This window comes from Morganella psychrotolerans (assembly GCF_001676055.1).
In the GTDB taxonomy this organism is placed as follows: domain Bacteria; phylum Pseudomonadota; class Gammaproteobacteria; order Enterobacterales; family Enterobacteriaceae; genus Morganella; species Morganella psychrotolerans_B.
In genome coordinates this window covers 80,445-101,630 of the sequence record NZ_LZEX01000034.1, presented here as the reverse complement: position 1 = coordinate 101,630, position 21,186 = coordinate 80,445, and the positions used below count along the sequence as shown (strand labels likewise).

Below are 21,186 nucleotides of genomic sequence, written 5' to 3'. Positions count from 1 at the left end.
GCCGCTGCCTGTTATTCTGCCTTCTCTTTTTTATCGCGCAGATGCCGGTGCAGCGCCTTAAACGGCAATGCCAGCCCGAGAGTCAGAAAAATCAGAAAAACAAATCCTGTATTAAAATGATCTCCGGCCCGGTTTTTTACCACCGCACAGGATCCTGCTTCTGCCGGTTCACCGTCATCATCGATGCCATACGCGCCGCGGTGTAATTCATCCAGAACAACCTGAGCCTTCTGTGCATCATCATGGCTCACCAGTAATTTCACACCACCGACCGCCTGTGCATACATCTGATTATTCCAGACAATATTTTCATCCAGCAACATCACCTTAATCCCTTCAGACTCCAGTAATCCCGCCTCAATACGGGCTTCCAGCGGTGACAGATACTGCGACAATAACTCGAATTTCTCCCGCGTCGGGTGAATATTCCACATAATTCCTCCGTTATCCGGCTGCATTTCCTGTACTGAAAAGCCAGGATTCAAACGCCCGGTGTGCTACCGTTTTCTGAACGCCGACCGGTGTCAGGGCATAATAACAATAAGCATCGGTGATAATGTCAGGGAAAACAATCTGAATGTCCCCTTTTTGCAAACTGTTCTGCAACAGATTCACCGGACCAATACCAAACCCCAGCCCTGCTTTAATCGCTTCTGCTGTCACATAAAAATGATCAAACCGGTGCACACTGCTGCACGGCACATGTTTGATTCCGGCGGCTTCACACCATTTTGCCCAACTGCGGGGACGGGTCAGTGTTTCGATACACGGCACACTGAGAACATCCTGCGGCACAGAAACGGGATGGCGGCTGATAAAGCCCGGTGACGCCAGCAATGCATTGCTATCACAAAAAAACGGTTTTATCTGTGATGTTGTATCCGGCTGCCGGCGGATAACCAAATCATACCGCCCGGTACTCTCCTGCTCACTGCTGACCGCAGAATCAATTCTCAGATTGATATCCGGATATTGCTGATAAAACTGAGCGATACGCGGCATCAGCCAATACAGGCAAAACGATGCAGGTACACTGATGCGCAGCGGGTGATTCACTCTTCCGAAGCGGTGACGGGCGGCAACATCACTCACTCCTTCCAGTGCCAGAGTCAGCTCTTGCGCCAGCGTCAGAGCATAAGGTGTCGCCACGCGCCGGGAACCTTTGCGCTCAAACAACGTGACGCCGAACCAGGTTTCTGCCACCTGCACCTGTTTGCTGATAACCCCGTGAGTAACATTCAGTTTTTCTGCCGCTTCGCTGAAGCTGTCACTCTGACAGGCCGCCAGAAATGCCCGTAATGCAGAGAGCGGAGGTAATTCGCGCATTAACATCCTCTTTTTATTCACAAGGGTGTGAGTTTTCAGCGCTGCAAGCAAGCTGTGCCGGAATTATGCTGATCTGCGCTGACCTTCTTAATTATCGCGCAGGAAACGGATTAAAACATGAGTTATTTATTATTATCATTAACAAGCATTATCGCCGGGCTTATCAGCGGCGTCACAGGAACCGGATCCTCATTAATTCTGATCCCGGTACTCACCGCCACCCTTGGTGCAAAAGAAGCCGTTCCCGTTATGGCAATTGCCGCGCTTCTCGGAAATATTTCGCGGGTAGTTATCTGGCGTAAAGAAATTGACTGGTCAGCCTTTTGCTGGTTTGCACTGCCCGCACTTCCGGCGGTGGTTGCCGGTGCCAATACCCTGATCGCCCTGCCGGAATCCATTCTTAACACGACACTCGGGATCTTTTTTCTGGCACTTTGCCCCGCACGGCACTGGCTGAAATACAGTAATTTTACCCTGCGTCCGGTGCATTTATTATTCTGCGGCATATTCACCGGATTTCTGACCGGACTGGTATTCTCCACCGGCCCGCTGATGTTACCCCTGCTCAGCGCATACGGATTACTGCCCGCACCTTTGCTGGCAACAGAATCTGCCATTTCATTTCTGCTTTACCTGACAAAATCGGTCACATTCACCCGGCTCGGCATCCTCACCCCTGACATCATGATCAGCGGCCTGCTCACCGGCATGATGATAGCCCTCGGCTCACTGGGTGCAAAGCGTATCGTCCTGGCTCTCCCGCCCGCATTTTATTCATGGATCCTGGATACTGTACTGATTGTGGCCGGGGTTGGGTTGATTTTTGCAGGATAAAATTATAACCGTATTAATTCCCCGCTATGTATCACTATCGATACTGAATAAAAACATGCTACAATTTGCCCAATTAATTAATCACGTAACTTGTTGGTAGTATTAATGTTCGGATGGAAAAAAGCCAATTCTTCAAATTATCTTGAGGCATATAACCTGTATGGCGGTGTTTTATCAACATCGCCGGAAATCTTAACTTTTTTACATCCGCTATATGATCTGAATGAAAAAGATTATATCCGGTATAATAAGGAACGCATAACTGCCGCCATTTGTGTATGGAATGACCAATTTTTAGCGGGTGATCCTGATGCATATCACAAAAACGAAGGCAGCATTGTTAATATAAATGATATTAGTACCTCTGATTTTGTTGATCTTTATGATGAACTTTATTTTATGCGCAGAAATGAACATAAAAATAAACAAATACTTACCGATGTTTTAAATGAGATCCAATCATTAAAACTTGGGAATATCTTGTTTTATAAAAAACGCACCTGCCGCTGTTCAATTTGTCATAAAAACAAACTGTTGATAAAATTTATCTTAATTTTGTTAATACCGGAAGGTGTATGGACATTGATGATATTCCTATAGACACAATTGCTATGTGGGTAAATGTCAGGGATGCAATCTCACTTTGTGAAAAAACAAATCTGGAAATGAAATTTAGCTTTGGACGACCTACATTTGAATATAAATGCTTTTAAACATCTTATAAAATAAAAGTCGAATATTAACTTATCTTTAACTTGATAGAAAAAATACAATGAAAAACAAAAAACATATAATACTAATATTTCTTATATTAGTAGCCGTTTATATTATAGATGCACACATATACAAGCGTGACTCAACAGACCCTCACCTTTCTAGCTTTGGGTTTGTTTTTTTATTTTTAGCATTACTCAATAGTAAAAAAAAATATTGTTAACATTATTGGCGGTTTTCTATCCATACTATTTTTTCTGGAAATATTTTATTTCATCGAATTTCGTGAGAGCCTCTCAATTGGAGTTTTAGATTCAATTGTAGAAACAAATAAAACAGAATCCCTGCTGATGCTCTCGCATTATATTTTTCCTATAATCCTTCCTGCCATATTAACAACTATTGCTATCTTCCTTATCGTCAATAAAAACAAAAAAAAACTACCGTCCTGGTTTAATTTTTTACCCATAGTTTTCTATAGCTTATTTGTAGTATCGTTATCCTCTGAAATAATCTCAAATAAAAATAGACTGATAGCTGATTTTAAGGAAGACCCTCATGAGCTTGGAAAGTATATCAAGGATAAATTCCCCATTGTAATAGGAAACATCTCTTACATAGTTAATGCTTCAGTGCATAATGATAGATATCATGTAAATAATATTGCTAAATATTTTGACAACTCTATAGCATCACAGCATAGTTCAGAAAACAAACTTATTATATTGATTATAGGAGAATCTGCGCTACCAACACGGTTTAGCCTTTATGGGTATACTAAAAATACCACACCTTCATTAGATGATATATTTTCTTCTCCGGATTCATGTATTATCAGGCAAGCTCACTCAAGTGCACCTATCACCCGAAATTCGATATCACTTTCATTATCATTTTATACACCTGAGTCAGAGGAAAATTTATTCAATAAAAAATCAATTATCGAAATGGCTCAGGCACAAGGCTATAAGACCTATTGGCTTGGCGCTCAACCCATAAAAGGTGTACATGGGTCAAAATATGGATTTATTGCATCCAAAAGCGATATTCTCGATATACAAGAAGATAATGATGATTTATTGCCTATTTCTTTAAAGAAAGCATTGTCTGATAAAAATGAGAAAAAATTCATTATTATTCATCTATGGGGTAGTCATAAACCTTATATTAATTACACCGATACAGAAAAGCATACACTAAAGAATACTGATGACTATGATCTAACTATTTATCATACTGATAATGTTATAAAAAATATTTACCGGGAAATAACAACTGTAACTAATGACTACACCCTGATTTATACATCTGATCATGGAGAAATAGTAAATAAAGGACATGGATTTAGAACAGGTCTGGATCAATTTCTTGTTCCTTTCCTGTATAAATCAAGTAACCCCGATTATAACTGTCAATTTATTGAAAAATATCGCAATAAAAATGGCTGGATAAGCGGACTTATGAATAAATATATTTTGTCCGAGCTTCTTGGGTATTCTTTAAATACAGAGATTGTAAATAAAGAGAAAGAAAATGACCGGATTCTGTCAATAGATGAAATTCCTGAGCCTTTTTCTGTGTACCTGAATGAAAACGATAAGTAGCTGGTAAAAACGGGATGCTAAAGGATCATCAATCCTTAATCAGCATCCCGATTCAAGTCGTACGCATACCCGAATGCAGATAACAAAACAGCACCTGCTTATACCGCCACACACCAAAACTCCTGCACCATTAACTAAATCGTCTTATTATTCAGGAATATTCAACCACATATAAACAATCTGCATTTATTGGCACACCCTCATGATAAGTGATAAATACAGGTAAAATCCCGTACGGAAAATTTATATTATCAGAACATTCTTGTGCGAAATTGTATAGAACCTGAAAACTCATTGTCATTTTGTTTATTCTTTCTGCCCGATACTGTACCCGATTTTCGTAAACATCCTAAATTATCACTATTTCGCCTATGTTATAGTGTATTCACGGTAAATATACAGGGAACCGTATTCGATGAAGATCTGGATTATAATAGCGTTGGTGTTCAGCTTTTCATTAACATCACATGCTTATACAAATACACAGCCGGTCCCGAGAGATCAGGCAATGACCTATATTATAAAATATTCCGGCAGTACGACTAATGCAGGTAAAGAAAAAGTACTGAATCAGTTTGATACACTGATCCGTCAGCATCCTGATGATATCGCGCTGCGCCAGCTCTACAGCGACCTTCTCATTGTTGATACCCGATATGATAAAGCGATAACACAGTTAAATATTATTAATCAGGATACGCAGGTTCCATCATTGAAATTAATGGAGTGTATGTTGACTGAACGGATAAAATTACCCCATAACATCTGTTATCGGGATGTGATTTCATTATTTGAAAAAAACAACCTCAAAGATTTTAATTATCTCCTGGCATTACATTTGGGAGAATCACCTGATTTTGAGTTACATAAAAGAGATTGGTTAGAAACGCATACACTATCAGATGAACAAAAAAAAAGTTATTGCATTAAATCCCAGGGCGTTAGTTAATACCTACTATCCTTAATAACGATTAACATAGATTATTCCTGAGTTGTTTTACGTAATTAAAACCACAGGAATAAAAAATAAATGAACTCATCCGGTTATTACGATAAATTAACAGTAATAATTATCGCAGCCGAATAAAAGAAGGAACTTAGCGATGCCGTTTTTACATAAAAGAATGCACCTGACCGCAGGTGATACCATCGTGGTCGATTGCGGACGCCCTTGCAATGTTTTAATGATGAGCAAAATGAATTTTAATCAGTTCCGTAATGGTATGCCGTTCCGGACACATGGCGGCAGTGGTTTTTTCCATGAGTTACCCGCCAGAATGGTCGTACCTTTCGATGCCGACTGGAATATTACCATGGATATTGAAGAAGGCGCACTGACAGTCGAGCACTCAATTACCGTTGAGCCCTGTGCAAATAAAGCGATAGCGAAAAAATAGCTCACAGACGCAGATATAACAAATGCGCCCTTTGGCAGGGGCACTTTATTTATTATTCTGTTTTTGGTGGCTCTGTTTTTGATGACAATGCCCTGCGTAATGAATGCAGCGTCGGTGCCGGTAATACGCCGGGAGATTGCAACTGCGGGTGATAAAGTACGCTCTGCGCAGAGCCGTCTGCAATTATTTTGCCGGCCTCAAGATGTACGACCCGCGGAAAATGCCGGGCAATAAAATCAAAGTCATGGCTGATAGCCAGGATAGTGGTTCCGGCTCCCTGCTGTAATGCCAGCCAGGATTCAAAACGTGTAAGCCAGACCGCATCAAAATCCCTGCCCGGTTCATCCAGCAATAAAAATGAAGGTGCCGCTGCACTCAGTCCGGCAACCGCCACCATCCGGCGCTGCCCTGCATGCAAATCCAGAGGATGAAGCTGTATAACATCATCCAGCCCGCAATCCGTTATTGCCTGTAATGTCCGCCGTTTTATCTCTGTCGCCGGTAATTTGCGCCGCCGCAACCCGAAGGCGACCTCATCATAAACGGTGCTGTGAAAAATCTGATGCTCTGCCTCCTGAAACAATACACCGATATGGTTTGCGCGCTGCGCGGCGGTGTAATCTGCCAGCTCCTGCCCGCGAAATAATGCGTGGCCTGCATCCGGGCGCAGTAATCCGGCAGCCAGACGCAGCAGTGTGGATTTACCCGCACCATTATCCCCTGCCAGCGCCACCCATTCACCCGGGGCAATCGTCAGTGACAGTCGGGTGATACAATTTTGCCCGGTGCCCGGCCAGGCATAACTCAGGCTATCAAGGTGTAACATGATTTTCCTTAAAAGCGGCGATCAGTGCCGCATCATTGTGCGGGACTGTGCCTTTCCACTGTCCGCTCAGCATCCGTTGTCCTGCCAGACGCCAGGCATCCGGCATCATAATCACCGGCAGTGCCGCGGTAAAAACAGCCTGTAAAGAACCCGTTGCCGTAAACGTACCCTGCTCAAGCAAAAAGAATTGATCACAATAATCTGCCGCCGGAAACAATGTGCGCTCAAACAAAATAACACTGCATCCATACGCATCCGAATACTGTTTCAAATTCATCAAAATTATATGTGCCATTGCGGGTGTCATCCTGCTGAATGCCTCATCGAGCAGTAACAACGCCGGTCGCATTGCCAGAGCGCCCGCAATCACCACCCGCTGAGATTCCCCGCCGGATAAGGTGGCCGGATGCCGGTGGCGCAATGTGTCACACTGCGTCAGCCTCAGCGCATCATTCACCCGCAGCTCAATCTCTGCCGGAGGCAATCCCAGGTTTTCCGGTCCGAATGCCACTTCCTGCTCAACACTGAATGCACAGCCGGATAACTGCAACTGCGGTGATTGCTGTACCAGTTGCCGGTAAGCCGCTGTCTGAACAAGAGAATGCGTGCCGGGTGCCATGCCCTGAATATCCGCCGTACCGGTCAGCGTTCCGGGCAACAACTCCGGAAACCAGCCACACAATACTTGCGCCAGGGTACTTTTCCCGCTGCCGTTTCCGCCCAGTACCGCCGCCCACTCACCTGTCGCCAGCCGGAAATCAGACAGCGAAAGCGCAGGCTGCACAGCACCTTTTGGTGTAAAGGTGACATTCTGTAAATTTACCACCACAGACGGAATCCTCCTTCAATCAGGATCAGGAACAGTAATCCGTAACGCACCCTTTGCTGTATACGACTGTCTGCCGGCGCATTCAGTGTGGTGCGCCGGGAAACGGCCCGGAATCCGCGCATGTCCAATGCCGCTCCCCGCACTGCCAGCTCACTCAGTGTGTGTCCCGCCAGCGGCAAAATCAACGCAGGCAGGGAGGTTAACCGCTGCCATATATTGCCATCCAGAGGTACTCCGCGGGCAAGTTGTGCCTCACGGATAATCCCCAGTTGCCGCCGGAGCTGCTCCGCCAGTAACAGCGGACCGGCAAGTAAATAAGCAAAACTCACCGGCAGACGGCTGGCGAACAGTGCGCGGATAAAACGTTCTGTTGTCACATATTGCAGCCACAGTTGTGCACCGCTGATAATCGCCAGCAGTCTGAACCAAAGGGCTATGGCATATGCCTGATGACGGTTATCAGGTACTGTACCTGTCAGCCAGTGCGCCAGCCAGCCGCTGTGGATAAGCCACAGCCCTGCCGCCATCGGCAGCATCAGCCAGACAACAAACTTTACGCGGTGCCGGGATGCAGGCCAGATAATCAGCGCAGCAAAGGTCGCGCAACTGACAGCAAACAGCAGCCAGCCGGAAGATAAAAACAGTACTCCGGCGCTCAGCCACAGCCAGAGTGTCAGGGCAGTGAACGGGTGCAACATTACCGCACCCGCGCCATATGCGGAAAGTTTCGCTGTGCACGCTGTGGTAACCGGCGGACCAGCAGCCAGGCTATCAGTGCTGATAGAATTTTATCTGCCAGATTAACGCCGATCACGGTAACCGCAACAGATTCAATCAGATTGTCACCGACAGCATGTAAATACGCGACAAAGAAATCCGCCCCGCTGCCGGTTGTTCCGGCAAATAAATACGTGCGGATTGGAACTGCGATCACTGTCAGCGCCAGGGTTATCACCACGCCGGAGACAACAACACGCGGTAATGAACGGAACCATCCGGCGCGGGCCATCAGCCCGGCACTGAGACCTATCATCATCGAGACCGGGGCAAATGCGGCGGCAACCGGTCCGCTGAGTAATCCCCACAGCAAATTAGTTAATAATCCGCTGAGGATTGCCACCCACGGACCTGCCAGCAGTGCGCAAATAATGGTACCGATTGAATCCAGAAAAACCGGCAGTTTCAGTGTTGAACTAAGTTGCCCGCCGATCATATTAATGGCGATCGCGACAACAATCAGAACAAGTGTACGGCTGGAAAGCAGAGGTTGTGATGCGTTCATACAGGCACCTTTATTGATCACAGTTGGTTGATGATGTTTTTGAAATTACGGTTTTTGAAATTACGGTTTTGGTGTTACCACCAGCTCTTCATAGCCTGAGAGTGCGCACATTTCACGCGTGAAAATAACCTGCTCCAGTTCGCCGATAATTAACTCAAGTGTGGTGCGTACCGTACAGCCCGGCATCATATGCCCGCCCCGCGTATGCCCTTTTTCATCCGACACGCAAAGATGCAGGTGTTCACCCTTTTCATCCAGAGTGCCGATCAGTGAGACAATTTCGAATTTTCCGGTCAGATAATCGATATTTTCCTGCCCGGCAAAACGCAGCGCGACATCCGTCAGGCTTCCGACACACCCGGCAATAAATGCAGATTGCAGATGATGCTGCTGCGCATACTTGCGCAGCACCGGCAGAACATCATCTCCGGGTAATAAACGCAGTGCGAGAAAGCGCGCACCGGAAAGCGGTGTAAGTGTCATTGAATTTCCCTGTGGATATACAATATTAACGGAAACGAACATAAATACCCGCGGGTATCTGATTCCGGCGTATTCATTGCTTCACCTTATTAATTACTTTATTTTCTGCGGACGGATAATCGTAAAATAACCGGCAATCAAGCTACCCAGAATAATGCACAGGAAAGCCCCGCCGGGAAGTTGCGCGATACCAAACGAAGAGAAGGTAAAAAGACCGATGCTCGGAACGGAGATAACAATCAGAATGGCAATAAGCATTCTGCTGTCACAGAAAAGATAGAGATCATGCAGTTCACCGGCCGGACAAAAGCGGCCGCGCTGCATAACAAAACCCGGGAATACCCCTAAGAATAGACCGGATAGATGAGATAAACTTATCATAGACATCGCTCCTTTAAGGGCGATATCTTAGCGTAAAAATCTTTTGATTATTTATGGCAGATCACAGAAAACAAAAATAATATTTTTATGGCCGGGGAATAACCACTATCCACCGCAACAAACGGCGGATAGCGGTTCAGAATTTATACATTTTTTCTCTCAATGGTTTCCTCACCCCAATATAATCTGTCAGCATCTGTTTTGGAAAATGCCAGTGGCAGCACTTCATCAGAGCCCTCTTCCCAGATTTGTTCTGCCAGAACTTCGTCATTACCGGCCAGTTCAAAGATAGCCTGTGCAATTTCAACAGAGGTTTCGCGGATTTTAGCCCACGCCGCAATATCATGTGGATCTTTCATCGTCTGACTCCTTAGCTTTATCCGCCGAGATTTAAATGCTGCAAACGTATATCAGCAACAGACTGAGTATAGCCGGAAAATACCCTAAATATACTATTGTGACTCACAGGTGTTAATTTTACTCTTCCCATTAATGTTATTAAATAAATTGTAACCTCTGCCACCTTTCCTGAGGAATGCCGTCATTTATTCACCTACAAAAAATCTAATCCGAAAGCATGAGAAATAAACACATAAAACTATCAACCCACTGAATTCTCCGGAAAATTCTGCGTTACTCGCTCTGCGAAATGTGTCACACTATTTTGTGAAAATCCTATTTTTGGATTAAAAAATATAATAGTTACTTTTTTACTATACCGGATATATTTATGGACGAAAATACACCTGTCACCCCCGCGGCAACCGCGCCCAGGGGTGAACTTAAACGCAGTCTGACCAACCGCCATATTCAGCTTATTTCTATCAGCGGGGCTATCGGCACCGGGCTGTTTATGGGATCCGGAAAAACCATTTCGCTGGCAGGCCCCTCGGTTTTATTCGTATATATGATTATCGGGTTTGTCCTGTTCTTTGTTATGCGGGCAATGGGCGAAATTCTTCTCTCAAACCTTAATTATAAATCGTTCAGTGATTTTGCCGGTGATCTGATAGGCCCGTGGGCCGGTTTTTTTGTGGGATGGACTTACTGGTTCTGCTGGGTGATTACCGGTATTGCCGATGTGGTGGCGATCACCGGCTATATTATGCACTGGGCGCCGGATTTTCCGCGCTGGGTCAGTTCCCTGCTCTGCATTTTGTTATTATTGTCCCTGAATCTTGCGACGGTGAAATTATTTGGTGAGATGGAATTTTGGTTTTCAATGATAAAAATTGTCGCCATTGTTGCACTGATTATTATCGGCGCATTTCTTATCGGCACACACTTTGTCTCACCGGAAGGACATCAGGCGGCGCTGTCAAATATCTGGTCTGACGGAGGTATGTTCCCGAAAGGGATTATCGGCTTCTTTGCCGGGTTCCAGATAGCCATATTCGCCTTTGTCGGTATTGAACTGGTAGGTACTGCAGCAGCAGAAACCCGTGACCCGACCAAAGCTCTGCCGCGGGCGATTAATGCTATCCCGTTTCGTATCATTGCATTCTATGTGCTGGCGCTGATCATTATCATGTCAGTCACACCGTGGCGCGCCATTCCGGCGGATAAAAGTCCGTTTGTTGAGTTGTTTATTATGATAGGAATACCTGCGGCAGCCAGTCTGGTGAACTTTGTGGTATTAACCGCCGCCGCGTCATCAGCCAACAGCGGTGTGTTCTCCACCAGCCGGATGTTATTCGGATTATCAAAACAGGGCAGCGCACCAAAACAATTTCGTCAGTTATCGAAACAGGCGGTTCCGGCGACCGGGCTGATTTTTACCTGCATCTGTCTCTCTGTCGGGGTTGTGCTGCTCTATTTTATCCCCGATGTGATGCATGTGTTCACCCTGGTGACAACCGTATCGGCTATCCTGTTTATGTTTATCTGGAGCATGATCCTGTGCAGTTATCTGGCTTACCGTCGCCGCCGTCCGGAGCTGCACCTTGCCTCTTCGTATAAAATGCCGTTCGGTCGCTGGATCCCATGGGTCTGCCTGGCGTTTTTTGCCTTTGTTATTGTGCTGTTAACCCTGGAGCCGGATACCCGCCAGGCGCTGATTGTCACACCATTATGGTTTGTGCTGCTGGCTGTCGGCTACCGGCAGGTGAAAAAACATCGCAGTCTGTAAAGTACGATAAAAAAATCCCGGCACAGTCTGTACTGTGCCGGGATTTTTATACTATAGAATATTTATACCCAACGTCATTCAAGATGCAGGAAGGCGGCAAGGAAAGATAGTCGGGGAGCATACATCAGTATGTGACCCGGCTGGCTTCACGCCGCCAACGCACCTGCAGTTTGAATGAATAAGGGTATCGGCTATTCCGTATGACCAAGGTATTGCTTCTCGGCCTGCGCAAAGCGTTCCTGTGCTTCTTTACCCGGTGCTTTCCCTGCCAGACTAACAACCACTATGGCAATCGCCGCCAGGATAAAGCCCGGTATGATTTCATATAAAGCAAACCATTTATATTCCATCCAGAGCAGAACAGTCACCGCCCCGGTAAACATGCCCGCCAGCGCCCCGTTGCGGGTCATGCGCTGCCAGATAACCGAGAACAATATAACCGGTCCGAATGCCGCACCAAACCCGGCCCATGCATTACTCACTAACCCGAGCACTTTATTGTCTTTGTCGCTGGCGATATAGATGGCGATCACCGCGATCACCAGCACCATAATACGCCCGACCATCACCATCTCTTTTTGTGAGGCATTTTTACGGAAGAACGGCTTATAGATATCTTCTGTCAGTGCGCTGGCACTTACCAGTAACTGGCAGCTCAGCGTGCTCATTACCGCCGCAAGAATAGCGGATAACAGAATACCGGCTATCCACGGATTAAACAGGATCGCCGTCAGGCTCATAAAGATACGCTCACGGTTTTCAGTTACCGCACCGGCAAGCGACGGATTTTGCTCGAAAAAAGCGATCCCGAAGAAGCCCACACAGACGGTTCCGAGCAGACAGAGCACCATCCAGGTCATGCTGATGCGGCGTGCGCTACGGATAGTATGATGTGAATCCGCCGCCATAAAACGCGCCAGAATATGCGGCTGTCCGAAATAGCCCAGTCCCCAGCCCAGCAATGACACTATCGCGATAACATCCAGTCCGCGGAACATATCCACATACGCCGGGCTTTTTGCCTCAATAATCGCCAGTGCGGTGTCAAACCCGCCGACAGAAACAATCACCATTACCGGTGTCAGGATCAGGGCGAAAATCATCAGCGTTGCCTGAACGGTATCTGTCCAGCTTACAGCCAGAAAACCACCGAGGAAGGTGTATGCGATAGTTGCACCCGCGCCCAGCCACATGGCTTTTTCATAGCTGATACCAAAGGTGCTTTCAAACAACAGGCCACCGGCCACAATACCGGATGCACAGTAGATCGTGAAAAAGATTAAGATCACAGCAGCAGACACAATACGCAGAATGCGGCTTTTGTCCTCAAAACGCTGGGTGAAATAATCCGGCAGTGTCAGCGCATTGTTTACCTCTGTCTGTAAGCGCAGGCGTCCGGCGACAATCCGCCAGTTCAGCCACGCGCCCAGACACAGACCAATGGCTATCCAGGATTCTGAAATACCCGAGAAAAAAACCACGCCGGGCAAGCCCATCAGCAGCCAGCCGCTCATATCAGACGCACCTGCCGATAATGCGGTAACAAAGCTGCCCATCCGGCGGCCGCCGAGAATATAGTCATCGAATGTGGTGGTGGAGCGGTAAGCCATATAGCCGATAAACAGCATACCGAAGATGTAGACAATAAATGTCACCAGCAACGGTGTTGTCAGTGTCATATTCATAGTTGAGTTCCTGTACTGAATTGATAATCCGTCATTACATCAGCATTGCGTGTACAGGCTCTCCTGCCCGCTGCATGATAGCAATCTGCCCACAGAAGAATCCGCCGGAGAAGCAGAGTAACACTGTGTTGCACTGATATTACGGTGTTGCACATAGTGGCTGCTCTCTCCGTCCGGTGCAGATAATGCCCCGTTAATCATTATTTTTTTATAATGCCGGTAATATGTTGTGTTCCGTCGGATAGTAACGACAACAACAATAAAATAACAATTAATTAACGATACTAAAGTGAAAATTCGTGACTTTCATCACGAGAGCAATCATCAGTTTACGATGATATCAATCACTTGATTTGATCATTATACGCCTTTAAATAACCAATATACTATTGTTATATAATGGTTTTATTTTAACCAGTACGGGTTATTAATTAATCACTCCATATTAATGATATTAAACAGCGATATTATTCACACTTTAGACATCCTTTTATTTAACAACGTTGCACAAAGTTGCAACCTGATGGATATTGATGTGTAACTTAGATCCCCGGCTGTTTATGAGGAATAAATATGGCAAGTACCACCATGGGTGTAAGACTGGATGATGAAACCCGCGAACAAATTAAACTCGCGGCACAAAAGATAGATCGCACCCCGCACTGGCTTATTAAACAAGCTATTTTTGAGTACCTCGCCCAACTGAGTGCTCAGCCGGAAAGTACACTGCCCGTCTCCGGGGACAATGCCCCCCGGGATGATGCGGAACTGACAGTACCTCCGGTTGCTTATCAGCCATTTCTGGAATTTGCCGGGGATATTCTGCCGCAATCGGTGAGACGGGCAGCCATCACCTCTGCTTACCGGATGCCCGAGCCGGAAGCCGTTTCTATGCTTCTCCCGCCGGCACAGCTAACCCCGGAACAGACGCAGGCAGCATATACGCTGGCTTACGGGCTGGCTGAAAAACTGCGCAACCAGAAAAACAGCAGCGGACGCGCAGGTCTGGTTCAGGGATTATTACAGGAATTTTCACTCTCCTCTCAGGAGGGGATCGCGTTGATGTGCCTGGCTGAAGCCCTGCTGCGCATTCCCGATAAAGCAACTCGTGATGCGCTTATCCGCGATAAAATAAGCGCCGGTGACTGGAATTCACACCTTGGGCAGAGTAAATCCATGTTTGTAAATGCCGCCACCTGGGGATTGCTGTTTACCGGCAAACTGGTGGCGACACACAATGAAGCCGGACTCTCCCGCTCCCTTAACCGGATACTGAGCAAAAGCGGCGAACCGCTGGTACGCAAAGGCGTGGATATGGCAATGCGCCTGATGGGCGAGCAGTTTGTCACCGGCGAAACCATTGCACAGGCACTGGCAAATGCCGGCAAAAATGAAGAGCGCGGTTTCCGCTACTCTTATGACATGCTGGGTGAAGCGGCGCTGACAGAAGCGGATGCACAGGCTTATCTTCTTTCTTATCAGCAGGCTATCAATGCCATCGGTAAAGCATCCGGCGGGCGCGGAATTTATGAGGGCCCCGGAATTTCGATTAAACTCTCCGCCCTGCACCCGCGTTACAGCCGCGCGCAGTATGATCGGGTGATGGATGAATTATATCCGCGCCTGTTAAGTCTGGTTCTGATGGCGCGCCGGTATGATATCGGGATTAATATTGATGCCGAAGAAGCTGACCGGCTGGAAATCTCCCTCGATTTACTGGAAAAACTCTGCTTTGACCCGCAACTGGCGGGCTGGAACGGGATCGGTTTTGTTATCCAGGCGTATCAGAAGCGTTGTCCGGCAGTGGTGGATTATCTTATCGATCTCGCCTCGCGCAGCCAGCGCCGCCTGATGATCCGCCTGGTAAAAGGTGCATACTGGGACAGCGAAATCAAACGCGCTCAGGTGGACGGATTAGAAGGATACCCGGTTTATACCCGCAAAGTTTATACCGATATTTCGTATCTTGCCTGCGCCCGCAAGCTGCTGTCTGTACCCAACCTGATTTATCCGCAATTCGCCACACATAATGCCCACACACTTTCTGCGATATATCATCTCGCAGGCAATAATTACTATCCGGGACAATATGAATTTCAGTGTCTGCACGGTATGGGCGAGCCGCTGTATGAGCAGGTGGTCGGAAAAATTGCTGACGGCAAACTGAACCGTCCGTGCCGCGTGTATGCACCGGTCGGAACACATGAAACCCTGCTGGCGTATCTGGTGCGCCGCCTGCTGGAAAATGGTGCGAATACCTCGTTTGTTAACCGGATAGCGGACGGTAATATCCCGCTGGAAACCCTGGTGGAAGACCCGGTGAAATCAGTTCTGTCGATGGCGGAAAAAGAGGGTGCCGTTGGTCTGCCTCACCCTAAAATTCCGCTGCCGCGTCAGTTATTCGGCAATTCACGGGTCAACGCTGCCGGTCTTGATCTGAGTAACGAGCACCGCCTGGCGTCACTCTCCTGCGCCCTGCTCAGCCGTGCCGGTGATACACTTTATTGTGAGCCGCTTACCGGCGGTGATTTTTTATCCGCCTCCCCGGCAGAACGGCAGCAGGTCAGAAACCCTGCCGATCATAATGATATTGTCGGGCATGTGCGCCCCTGCGCAGAAGATGAAGTGGACAGCGCACTAGCTACGGCTGAACAAGCCGCCGGTATCTGGTTTGCGACACCGGCGCAAGAGCGCGCGGCGATTCTGTGCAAAGCGGCTCAGCTTATGGAAGCAGAACTTCAGCCTTTGCTGGGCATTCTGGTTCGCGAAGCCGGGAAAACCTATGCCAATGCTATCGCCGAAGTCCGTGAAGCTGTTGATTTCCTCAATTACTATGCCGCACAAGTGCGGACACATTTTGCCAATGATACCCACCGCCCGCTGGGACCTGTGGTCTGTATCAGTCCGTGGAACTTCCCGCTGGCTATTTTTACAGGACAAATAGCCGCCGCCCTTGCCGCCGGAAACCCGGTGCTGGCAAAACCGGCAGAGCAGACACCACTGATAGCCTCTGTTGCCATCCGGCTGCTGCATCAGGCCGGTGTGCCGCGTGATGTTCTGCAACTGCTGCCGGGCGAAGGTGAAACCACCGGTAACCAGTTGGTGTGTGATCCGCGTGTTCAGGGCGTAATGTTTACCGGCTCGACTGCGGTGGCAAAAATTTTGCAGCGTAACCTGGCGGCACGGCTCTGCACAGAAGGCCGGGTTATCCCGCTTGTCGCGGAAACCGGCGGGCTGAATGCCATGATTGTCGATTCCTCCGCGCTGACCGAACAGGTTGTCACTGATGTGATAAGTTCTGCGTTTGACAGTGCCGGACAGCGCTGTTCGGCGCTGCGCCTGCTCTGTATCCAGGAAGATGTGGCTGATCGCACCATCACTATGCTTAAAGGTGCGATGGCGGAATGCCGTGCCGGAAATCCGGAAATACTGACAACCGATATCGGGCCGGTGATTGATGAAGAGGCGCATAACAGCATTCGTCAGCATATTCAGCGGATGCGCGGCAAAGGCAAGTCTGTGTATCAGGCGGCATTCGCAATGGATGCCGGTTTGCCGCAGTTACTGAACGGCACCTTTATCCCGCCGACACTGATTGAGCTTGATGATGTAACCGAACTAACACAGGAAATTTTTGGCCCGGTGCTGCATGTGGTGCGCTATCCGCGTGACAGTCTGGCAGATCTGACGGCAAAAATTAATGCCGGCGGTTACGGATTGACATTCGGGATCCACACGCGGATTGATGAAACCATCTCACAACTGACACAGCAGATTGATGCCGGAAATATTTATGTGAACCGCAACATTGTCGGCGCAGTGGTCGGCGTTCAGCCATTCGGCGGTGAGGGACTTTCCGGCACCGGACCGAAAGCCGGCGGGCCGCTCTATCTCCACCGCCTGCTTGCGGAACAACCTGATGATTCCGTAATGAATGCGTTGGCAGAGATTGATAACAGCGCTGTACCGGATGTTTCACTGCGCACACAGTTACAGCTGCCGTTCAATACATTCTGCAACTGGCTGCAATCACAACACCGCGATGATGTTCTGCCCGCAATCTCCCGCTACGGCACACTGTCGCAAGCCGGAACCTGCCGCCTGCTACCGGGACCGACCGGTGAGCGCAACAGTTATCATCTGCTGCCGCGCGGTACCATTCTCGGGTTAAATGACACAGAGCATGATGCGCTGCTGCAACTGGGCGCGACACTTGCCACCGGCTGCCGCCAGCTCTTTGCAGACACTGAGCACACCCGCGCACTCTATAACCGTCTGCCGGACGCTGTCCGCGCTCAGGTGACACTGGCAGCGGATTGGGCAACTGAGACGGTTGATTTCAACGGGGTTATCTTCCACGGAGACAGCGACAAACTGCAGAGCGTGAACCAAGAAGTGGCATCACGACCGGGGGCAATAGTCCCGGTTGCCGGTTTAAGCCACGGCGAAACCCATATTCCGCTGATGCTGTTAATGCATGAACGGGCTGTCAGTGTGAATACCGCCGCCGCAGGCGGAAATGCCAGCCTGATGACCATTGGCTGACCAACAATCTATTGATTTAAATAAATATATGTATACCCAACGTCATTCGGAATGCAGGAAGGCGGCAAGTGAAGATAGCTGAGGAGCATACATCAGTATGTGACTCAGCTAGCTGAGCGCAGCCAACGCATCTGCAGTTTGAATGAATAAGGGTATACCCAACGTCATTCAAGATGCAGGAAGGCGGCAAGTGAAGATAGTTGGGGAGCATACATCAGTATGTGACTCAGCTAGCTGAGTGCAGCCAACGCATCTGCAGTTTGAATGAATAAGGGTATAAGAACGGAAAAAGGGAACGAATGTCCCCTTTGTTTCATCTTTTAAAGATAAAAAAAAGTCAGGCGCTGTAACTCAGTGCCCTTTGCCCTGCCAGTGCAGATACTGTTCGTACTTGCGCAGTGCAATATTGTAGTTACTCAGTGCGGAGTCAGATAAATCTTCACTCAGCTGTGCCTGAATCACTTCAGTTGAAAATGCCGTAGTGGTCGGGAATTCTTTCGAGGAAAGCAACTCGTCCAGGCGGCGTAAGCGGACAACATATTCGCGTACGGTGCTGTGGCTCATTTCAGTCTCTTCAAACAGATACTGTTTAAATGCCATGATATCGAAGTAATCTGTCGCGCTGTTGCAGTAAATTTCGCTGCAAAAACGGCACAGTGCCACAAATTTGTCCTGCAATCCCATCCAGACAGTATCATCGATCATATCTGTCATTTCAGAAATCGCTTCTTTATTGATCAGCTGACCATTAAACACCAGTGAAATACGATCGAGGGTTTTCTGGCAGTGGCTGCAATGAGTCTGGCTATGTTTAAAATCTTTAATATAACGGCTTACAGGCCGTTTCTTTTGTTTTGAAACAGACATAATTCTGGCGCCTTGTGTAGTCTAGTCTAATTAAATAAATCAAAGATAAAGTCAAAGTTATTTCATGGATTTTAAGCGGGCCCGCAGCCTTTTTATTGCCTGGCTGTGTAACTGGCTGACGCGGGATTCCCCTACGTCCAGCACTGCGCCTATCTCCTTAAGGTTAAGCTCTTCCTGATAGTAAAGAGTCAAAACCAGTTTTTCACGTTCAGGCAGTTGTTTTATCGCCTCAACCACCTGGTGACGCAAACTTTCGTCTACCAACAAACCGAGCGGGTTTCCCCCGTCTTCATCATCACGGACGGGTTCGCAACTCTCGCCGTGGATCTCGTGCCACTCATCATAGGAAAATAGCTGGCTGTTATTGGTGTCAGTTAACACCTGCCGATATTCCGCTATATCCATCTCTAATGAGTCAGCAATCTCCTGTTCGGTGGCAGTGCGCCCTAATGACTGCTCTAATGCACGCACCGCTTTGGTTATTTCCCGCGCCTGACGGCGCACACTGCGGGGTGCCCAGTCTCTTCCCCGCAATTCATCCAGCATTGCACCACGAACCCGTTGTACCGCGTAGGTCGCGAATGTCGCGCCCTGCATGGCGTCAAACCGTTCAACCGCATGCAGTAAGCCGATACCTCCGGCCTGAATTAAGTCGTCAATATCAACGCTTGCCGGTAATCTTACCTGCAATTTCAGGGCTTCGTGCCGGATAAGGGGATAATAACGTTCCCACAGGCTATTTTTGTTGATAACACCTTCGGCGGTATACAAATCACTCACAACCTGAAAACCCTTCGAGATTCATGAAAGGCTTTTATTATCGTGCCCGAAAAAGAATTCAATCCGGTGAGTAGTGAGGTAAATCACGCCTTATTTGCCTTATCCTAAATCACCTCATTAACAAATAGCAATACTCTCTTTCATTTTTAGCATCTTTTTTTCAAAATCGCGGTTATTTTATATGATAAAAAGAAAAATAAATGTTCATTGATAGAATAAAAAAACAAATAGTTAGAACATTATTTGTTCTGTTATGGGTAACAGATATAAAAAAAAGGTCAGAATATTCTGACCTTTTAAATATATTAACGCTACTACGTATATAGACGTATATTAACGTAACAGGCTCAGAACGCCCTGAGGAACCTGGTTTGCCTGTGCTAACACAGCAGTACCTGCTTGTTGCAGGATCTGGCCACGGCTCATGTTAGAGACTTCAACTGCGAAGTCTGCATCTTCGATACGGCTGCGTGCAGCGCTCAGGTTGTTAACAGAGTTGTTCAGGTTATTGATGGTAGACTGCATACGGTTCTGGATAGCACCCAGGTCTGAACGCAGGCCGTCAACAGTTGCCAGTGCTTTGTCTAAAGTACCCAGAGGACCTTTCTCGTCCAAGGTTTTTTGCTCAGCAGCAGTTAAAGCTGTAGCGTCAGCAAATTTCAGTTCTGGTGCCACAGGAGTAGCTTTCACCCCAGCAGTTACTGTAGGTGCAGCTACTTTAGCTGTAACTTCTTTACCCGCAGCATCTTTACCAACAATAATCATGTTACCAGTATCATCTTTACCATCGGCACCCTTTGCATAGTAAACTTTAGCATCGGTAATTTTAGCACCGCCAACAGTGATATCGTCGAAACCTTTTTTGGCTGCTGCCGTTGCTGATACAGAATCATCAAGGTCACCCTTGAGCGCAGTAACAAAGCTATCGGCAGTTACTGCTGAACCAAATTTGGCGCTGCTTGCATCAAAACCGGTCAGACCTAAAACTTCGCTGTCGATTTTTTTCAGGTTGATATCGATAGTTTCTGAATCGTTAGTACCTACCTGAATTTTCATTGAGGTATCTTTGCTCAGTACTTTCACGCCATTGAACTGAGTTTGTTCAGAGATACGGTTGATTTCGTCCATACGGGCTTTAACTTCTTTATTGATTGACTCTAAGTCGCTCTTGGAGTTAGTCCCGTTTTGTGCCTGAACAGTCAGCTCACGAACACGTTGTAAGTTATCGTTGATTTCGTTAACTGCACCTTCAGCGGTCTGTGCGATAGAGATACCGTCGTTGGCATTACGTGCAGCCTGAGTCAGACCTTTAACGTTTGAAGTGAAGCGGTTGGCAATTGCCTGGCCTGCTGCATCGTCTTTTGCGCTGTTGATGCGTGAACCTGAAGACAGACGCTCGATTGCAGAACCCAGTACGCCCTGTGAACGGTTTAAGTTGTTCTGAGTAGTCAGAGAAAGAACGTTAGTGTTGATAACCTGTGCCATGATATATGTCCTTGTTATTG

Annotated in this window: 21 protein-coding genes; 8 read left to right on the top strand and 13 right to left on the bottom strand. The window is 47.5% G+C overall.

The features are described 5' to 3' along the window. Positions 1-11 precede the first annotated feature (11 nt). Together AYY17_RS14330 and AYY17_RS14325 are read right to left on the bottom strand one after the other, a co-directional pair. Positions 12-434: a putative signal transducing protein gene (locus tag AYY17_RS14330; RefSeq protein WP_067425082.1), complete on the bottom strand. Its 423-nt coding sequence runs from the start codon at positions 432-434 to the stop codon at positions 12-14. A 10-nt stretch (positions 435-444) separates the two neighbouring features. Next, positions 445-1,326 (bottom strand): LysR substrate-binding domain-containing protein, encoded by an 882-nt coding sequence (locus AYY17_RS14325; protein WP_067424628.1) that lies wholly within the window; start codon positions 1,324-1,326, stop codon positions 445-447. A gap of 117 nt (positions 1,327-1,443) precedes the next feature. Here AYY17_RS14325 and AYY17_RS14320 point away from each other — a divergent pair, with 117 nt between their 5' ends. The 6 genes from AYY17_RS14320 to AYY17_RS14300 all read left to right on the top strand — a co-directional run bounded on the left by AYY17_RS14320 (position 1,444) and on the right by AYY17_RS14300 (position 5,875). Continuing rightward, a complete protein-coding gene (locus AYY17_RS14320) occupies positions 1,444-2,160 on the top strand; it encodes a sulfite exporter TauE/SafE family protein (RefSeq protein WP_067424627.1) in 717 nt (238 codons plus the stop codon). 105 nt (positions 2,161-2,265) lie between these two features. After that, positions 2,266-2,760: a hypothetical protein gene (locus AYY17_RS14315; protein WP_067424625.1), complete on the top strand. Its 495-nt coding sequence runs from the start codon at positions 2,266-2,268 to the stop codon at positions 2,758-2,760. Further along, positions 2,736-2,873, top strand: a complete 138-nt coding sequence (locus tag AYY17_RS22750) for a hypothetical protein (protein ID WP_156656717.1) — start codon at positions 2,736-2,738, stop codon at positions 2,871-2,873. The genes AYY17_RS14315 and AYY17_RS22750 overlap by 25 nt, the downstream gene beginning before the upstream one ends. 351 nt (positions 2,874-3,224) lie before the next feature. Beyond that, positions 3,225-4,478 carry a phosphoethanolamine transferase gene (locus AYY17_RS14310; RefSeq protein ID WP_082981405.1) on the top strand — a complete coding sequence of 418 codons (1,254 nt, stop codon included), beginning with the start codon at positions 3,225-3,227 and terminating at the stop codon, positions 4,476-4,478. A 508-nt stretch (positions 4,479-4,986) separates the two neighbouring features. Beyond that, positions 4,987-5,427, top strand: coding sequence for a hypothetical protein (locus AYY17_RS14305; RefSeq protein ID WP_156656716.1), 441 nt, complete (start codon positions 4,987-4,989; stop codon positions 5,425-5,427). A 154-nt stretch (positions 5,428-5,581) separates the two neighbouring features. Next, entirely contained in the window at positions 5,582-5,875 is a 294-nt protein-coding gene (locus AYY17_RS14300) for a DUF1883 domain-containing protein (protein ID WP_067402212.1), read from the top strand. A 52-nt stretch (positions 5,876-5,927) separates the two neighbouring features. On the opposite strand, the gene AYY17_RS14295 is transcribed toward AYY17_RS14300, so the two are convergent. From AYY17_RS14295 to AYY17_RS14265, 7 genes are all read right to left on the bottom strand, one after another. Next, complete coding sequence (locus AYY17_RS14295; protein WP_067424623.1) at positions 5,928-6,701, bottom strand: energy-coupling factor ABC transporter ATP-binding protein; 774 nt, start codon at positions 6,699-6,701, stop codon at positions 5,928-5,930. Next, positions 6,688-7,530: an energy-coupling factor ABC transporter ATP-binding protein gene (locus AYY17_RS14290; RefSeq protein ID WP_067424622.1), complete on the bottom strand. Its 843-nt coding sequence runs from the start codon at positions 7,528-7,530 to the stop codon at positions 6,688-6,690. The genes AYY17_RS14295 and AYY17_RS14290 overlap by 14 nt, the downstream gene beginning before the upstream one ends. Beyond that, a complete protein-coding gene (locus tag AYY17_RS14285) occupies positions 7,521-8,225 on the bottom strand; it encodes an energy-coupling factor transporter transmembrane component T (RefSeq protein WP_067425076.1) in 705 nt (234 codons plus the stop codon). The genes AYY17_RS14290 and AYY17_RS14285 overlap by 10 nt, the downstream gene beginning before the upstream one ends. A 2-nt stretch (positions 8,226-8,227) precedes the next feature. Continuing rightward, a complete protein-coding gene (locus AYY17_RS14280; protein WP_067361681.1) occupies positions 8,228-8,812 on the bottom strand; it encodes an ECF transporter S component in 585 nt (194 codons plus the stop codon). Positions 8,813-8,872: 60 nt separating this feature from the next. Then, the gene (locus AYY17_RS14275; protein WP_067424621.1) at positions 8,873-9,295 is read right to left on the bottom strand and encodes a PPC domain-containing DNA-binding protein; all 423 of its coding nucleotides are present in this window, start codon (positions 9,293-9,295) and stop codon (positions 8,873-8,875) included. A 93-nt stretch (positions 9,296-9,388) separates the two neighbouring features. Continuing rightward, on the bottom strand, positions 9,389-9,619 hold the full coding sequence (locus tag AYY17_RS14270; protein ID WP_067424619.1) for a YeeE/YedE thiosulfate transporter family protein: 231 nt from the start codon (positions 9,617-9,619) through the stop codon (positions 9,389-9,391). Between the two features lie 200 nt (positions 9,620-9,819). Next, on the bottom strand, positions 9,820-10,035 hold the full coding sequence (locus tag AYY17_RS14265) for a YccJ family protein (RefSeq protein ID WP_067402226.1): 216 nt from the start codon (positions 10,033-10,035) through the stop codon (positions 9,820-9,822). A gap of 371 nt (positions 10,036-10,406) precedes the next feature. Here AYY17_RS14265 and cycA point away from each other — a divergent pair, with 371 nt between their 5' ends. Further along, complete coding sequence (cycA, locus tag AYY17_RS14260; RefSeq protein ID WP_067424618.1) at positions 10,407-11,804, top strand: D-serine/D-alanine/glycine transporter; 1,398 nt, start codon at positions 10,407-10,409, stop codon at positions 11,802-11,804. Positions 11,805-11,995: 191 nt separating this feature from the next. On the opposite strand, the gene putP is transcribed toward cycA, so the two are convergent. Next, the gene (gene putP / locus AYY17_RS14255; protein ID WP_067425073.1) at positions 11,996-13,483 is read right to left on the bottom strand and encodes a sodium/proline symporter PutP; all 1,488 of its coding nucleotides are present in this window, start codon (positions 13,481-13,483) and stop codon (positions 11,996-11,998) included. A 579-nt stretch (positions 13,484-14,062) separates the two neighbouring features. Here putP and putA point away from each other — a divergent pair. Then, on the top strand, positions 14,063-18,034 hold the full coding sequence (putA, locus tag AYY17_RS14250; RefSeq protein ID WP_067424617.1) for a trifunctional transcriptional regulator/proline dehydrogenase/L-glutamate gamma-semialdehyde dehydrogenase: 3,972 nt from the start codon (positions 14,063-14,065) through the stop codon (positions 18,032-18,034). A 351-nt stretch (positions 18,035-18,385) separates the two neighbouring features. Here putA and fliZ read toward each other — a convergent pair whose 3' ends face one another. The 3 genes from fliZ to AYY17_RS14235 all read right to left on the bottom strand — a co-directional run bounded on the left by fliZ (position 18,386) and on the right by AYY17_RS14235 (position 21,166). After that, positions 18,386-18,901: a flagella biosynthesis regulatory protein FliZ gene (gene fliZ / locus AYY17_RS14245; protein ID WP_067402237.1), complete on the bottom strand. Its 516-nt coding sequence runs from the start codon at positions 18,899-18,901 to the stop codon at positions 18,386-18,388. Between the two features lie 57 nt (positions 18,902-18,958). Beyond that, positions 18,959-19,681: an RNA polymerase sigma factor FliA gene (locus AYY17_RS14240; protein ID WP_067361652.1), complete on the bottom strand. Its 723-nt coding sequence runs from the start codon at positions 19,679-19,681 to the stop codon at positions 18,959-18,961. Between the two features lie 333 nt (positions 19,682-20,014). After that, entirely contained in the window at positions 20,015-21,166 is a 1,152-nt protein-coding gene (locus AYY17_RS14235; RefSeq protein ID WP_067424616.1) for a FliC/FljB family flagellin, read from the bottom strand. Positions 21,167-21,186: the final 20 nt, after the last annotated feature.

Coding starts and splice junctions, on each gene's coding strand:
- AYY17_RS14330 (WP_067425082.1), bottom strand. CDS start 434: ATGTGGAATATTCACCCGACGCGGGAGAAATTCGAGTTATTGTCGCAG.
- AYY17_RS14325 (WP_067424628.1), bottom strand. CDS start 1,326: ATGCGCGAATTACCTCCGCTCTCTGCATTACGGGCATTTCTGGCGGCC.
- AYY17_RS14320 (WP_067424627.1), top strand. CDS start 1,444: ATGAGTTATTTATTATTATCATTAACAAGCATTATCGCCGGGCTTATC.
- AYY17_RS14315 (WP_067424625.1), top strand. CDS start 2,266: ATGTTCGGATGGAAAAAAGCCAATTCTTCAAATTATCTTGAGGCATAT.
- AYY17_RS22750 (WP_156656717.1), top strand. CDS start 2,736: ATGGACATTGATGATATTCCTATAGACACAATTGCTATGTGGGTAAAT.
- AYY17_RS14310 (WP_082981405.1), top strand. CDS start 3,225: ATGCTCTCGCATTATATTTTTCCTATAATCCTTCCTGCCATATTAACA.
- AYY17_RS14305 (WP_156656716.1), top strand. CDS start 4,987: ATGACCTATATTATAAAATATTCCGGCAGTACGACTAATGCAGGTAAA.
- AYY17_RS14300 (WP_067402212.1), top strand. CDS start 5,582: ATGCCGTTTTTACATAAAAGAATGCACCTGACCGCAGGTGATACCATC.
- AYY17_RS14295 (WP_067424623.1), bottom strand. CDS start 6,701: ATGTTACACCTTGATAGCCTGAGTTATGCCTGGCCGGGCACCGGGCAA.
- AYY17_RS14280 (WP_067361681.1), bottom strand. CDS start 8,812: ATGAACGCATCACAACCTCTGCTTTCCAGCCGTACACTTGTTCTGATT.
- AYY17_RS14275 (WP_067424621.1), bottom strand. CDS start 9,295: ATGACACTTACACCGCTTTCCGGTGCGCGCTTTCTCGCACTGCGTTTA.
- AYY17_RS14270 (WP_067424619.1), bottom strand. CDS start 9,619: ATGCAGCGCGGCCGCTTTTGTCCGGCCGGTGAACTGCATGATCTCTAT.
- AYY17_RS14265 (WP_067402226.1), bottom strand. CDS start 10,035: ATGAAAGATCCACATGATATTGCGGCGTGGGCTAAAATCCGCGAAACC.
- cycA (WP_067424618.1), top strand. CDS start 10,407: ATGGACGAAAATACACCTGTCACCCCCGCGGCAACCGCGCCCAGGGGT.
- putP (WP_067425073.1), bottom strand. CDS start 13,483: ATGACACTGACAACACCGTTGCTGGTGACATTTATTGTCTACATCTTC.
- putA (WP_067424617.1), top strand. CDS start 14,063: ATGGCAAGTACCACCATGGGTGTAAGACTGGATGATGAAACCCGCGAA.
- fliZ (WP_067402237.1), bottom strand. CDS start 18,901: ATGTCTGTTTCAAAACAAAAGAAACGGCCTGTAAGCCGTTATATTAAA.
- AYY17_RS14235 (WP_067424616.1), bottom strand. CDS start 21,166: ATGGCACAGGTTATCAACACTAACGTTCTTTCTCTGACTACTCAGAAC.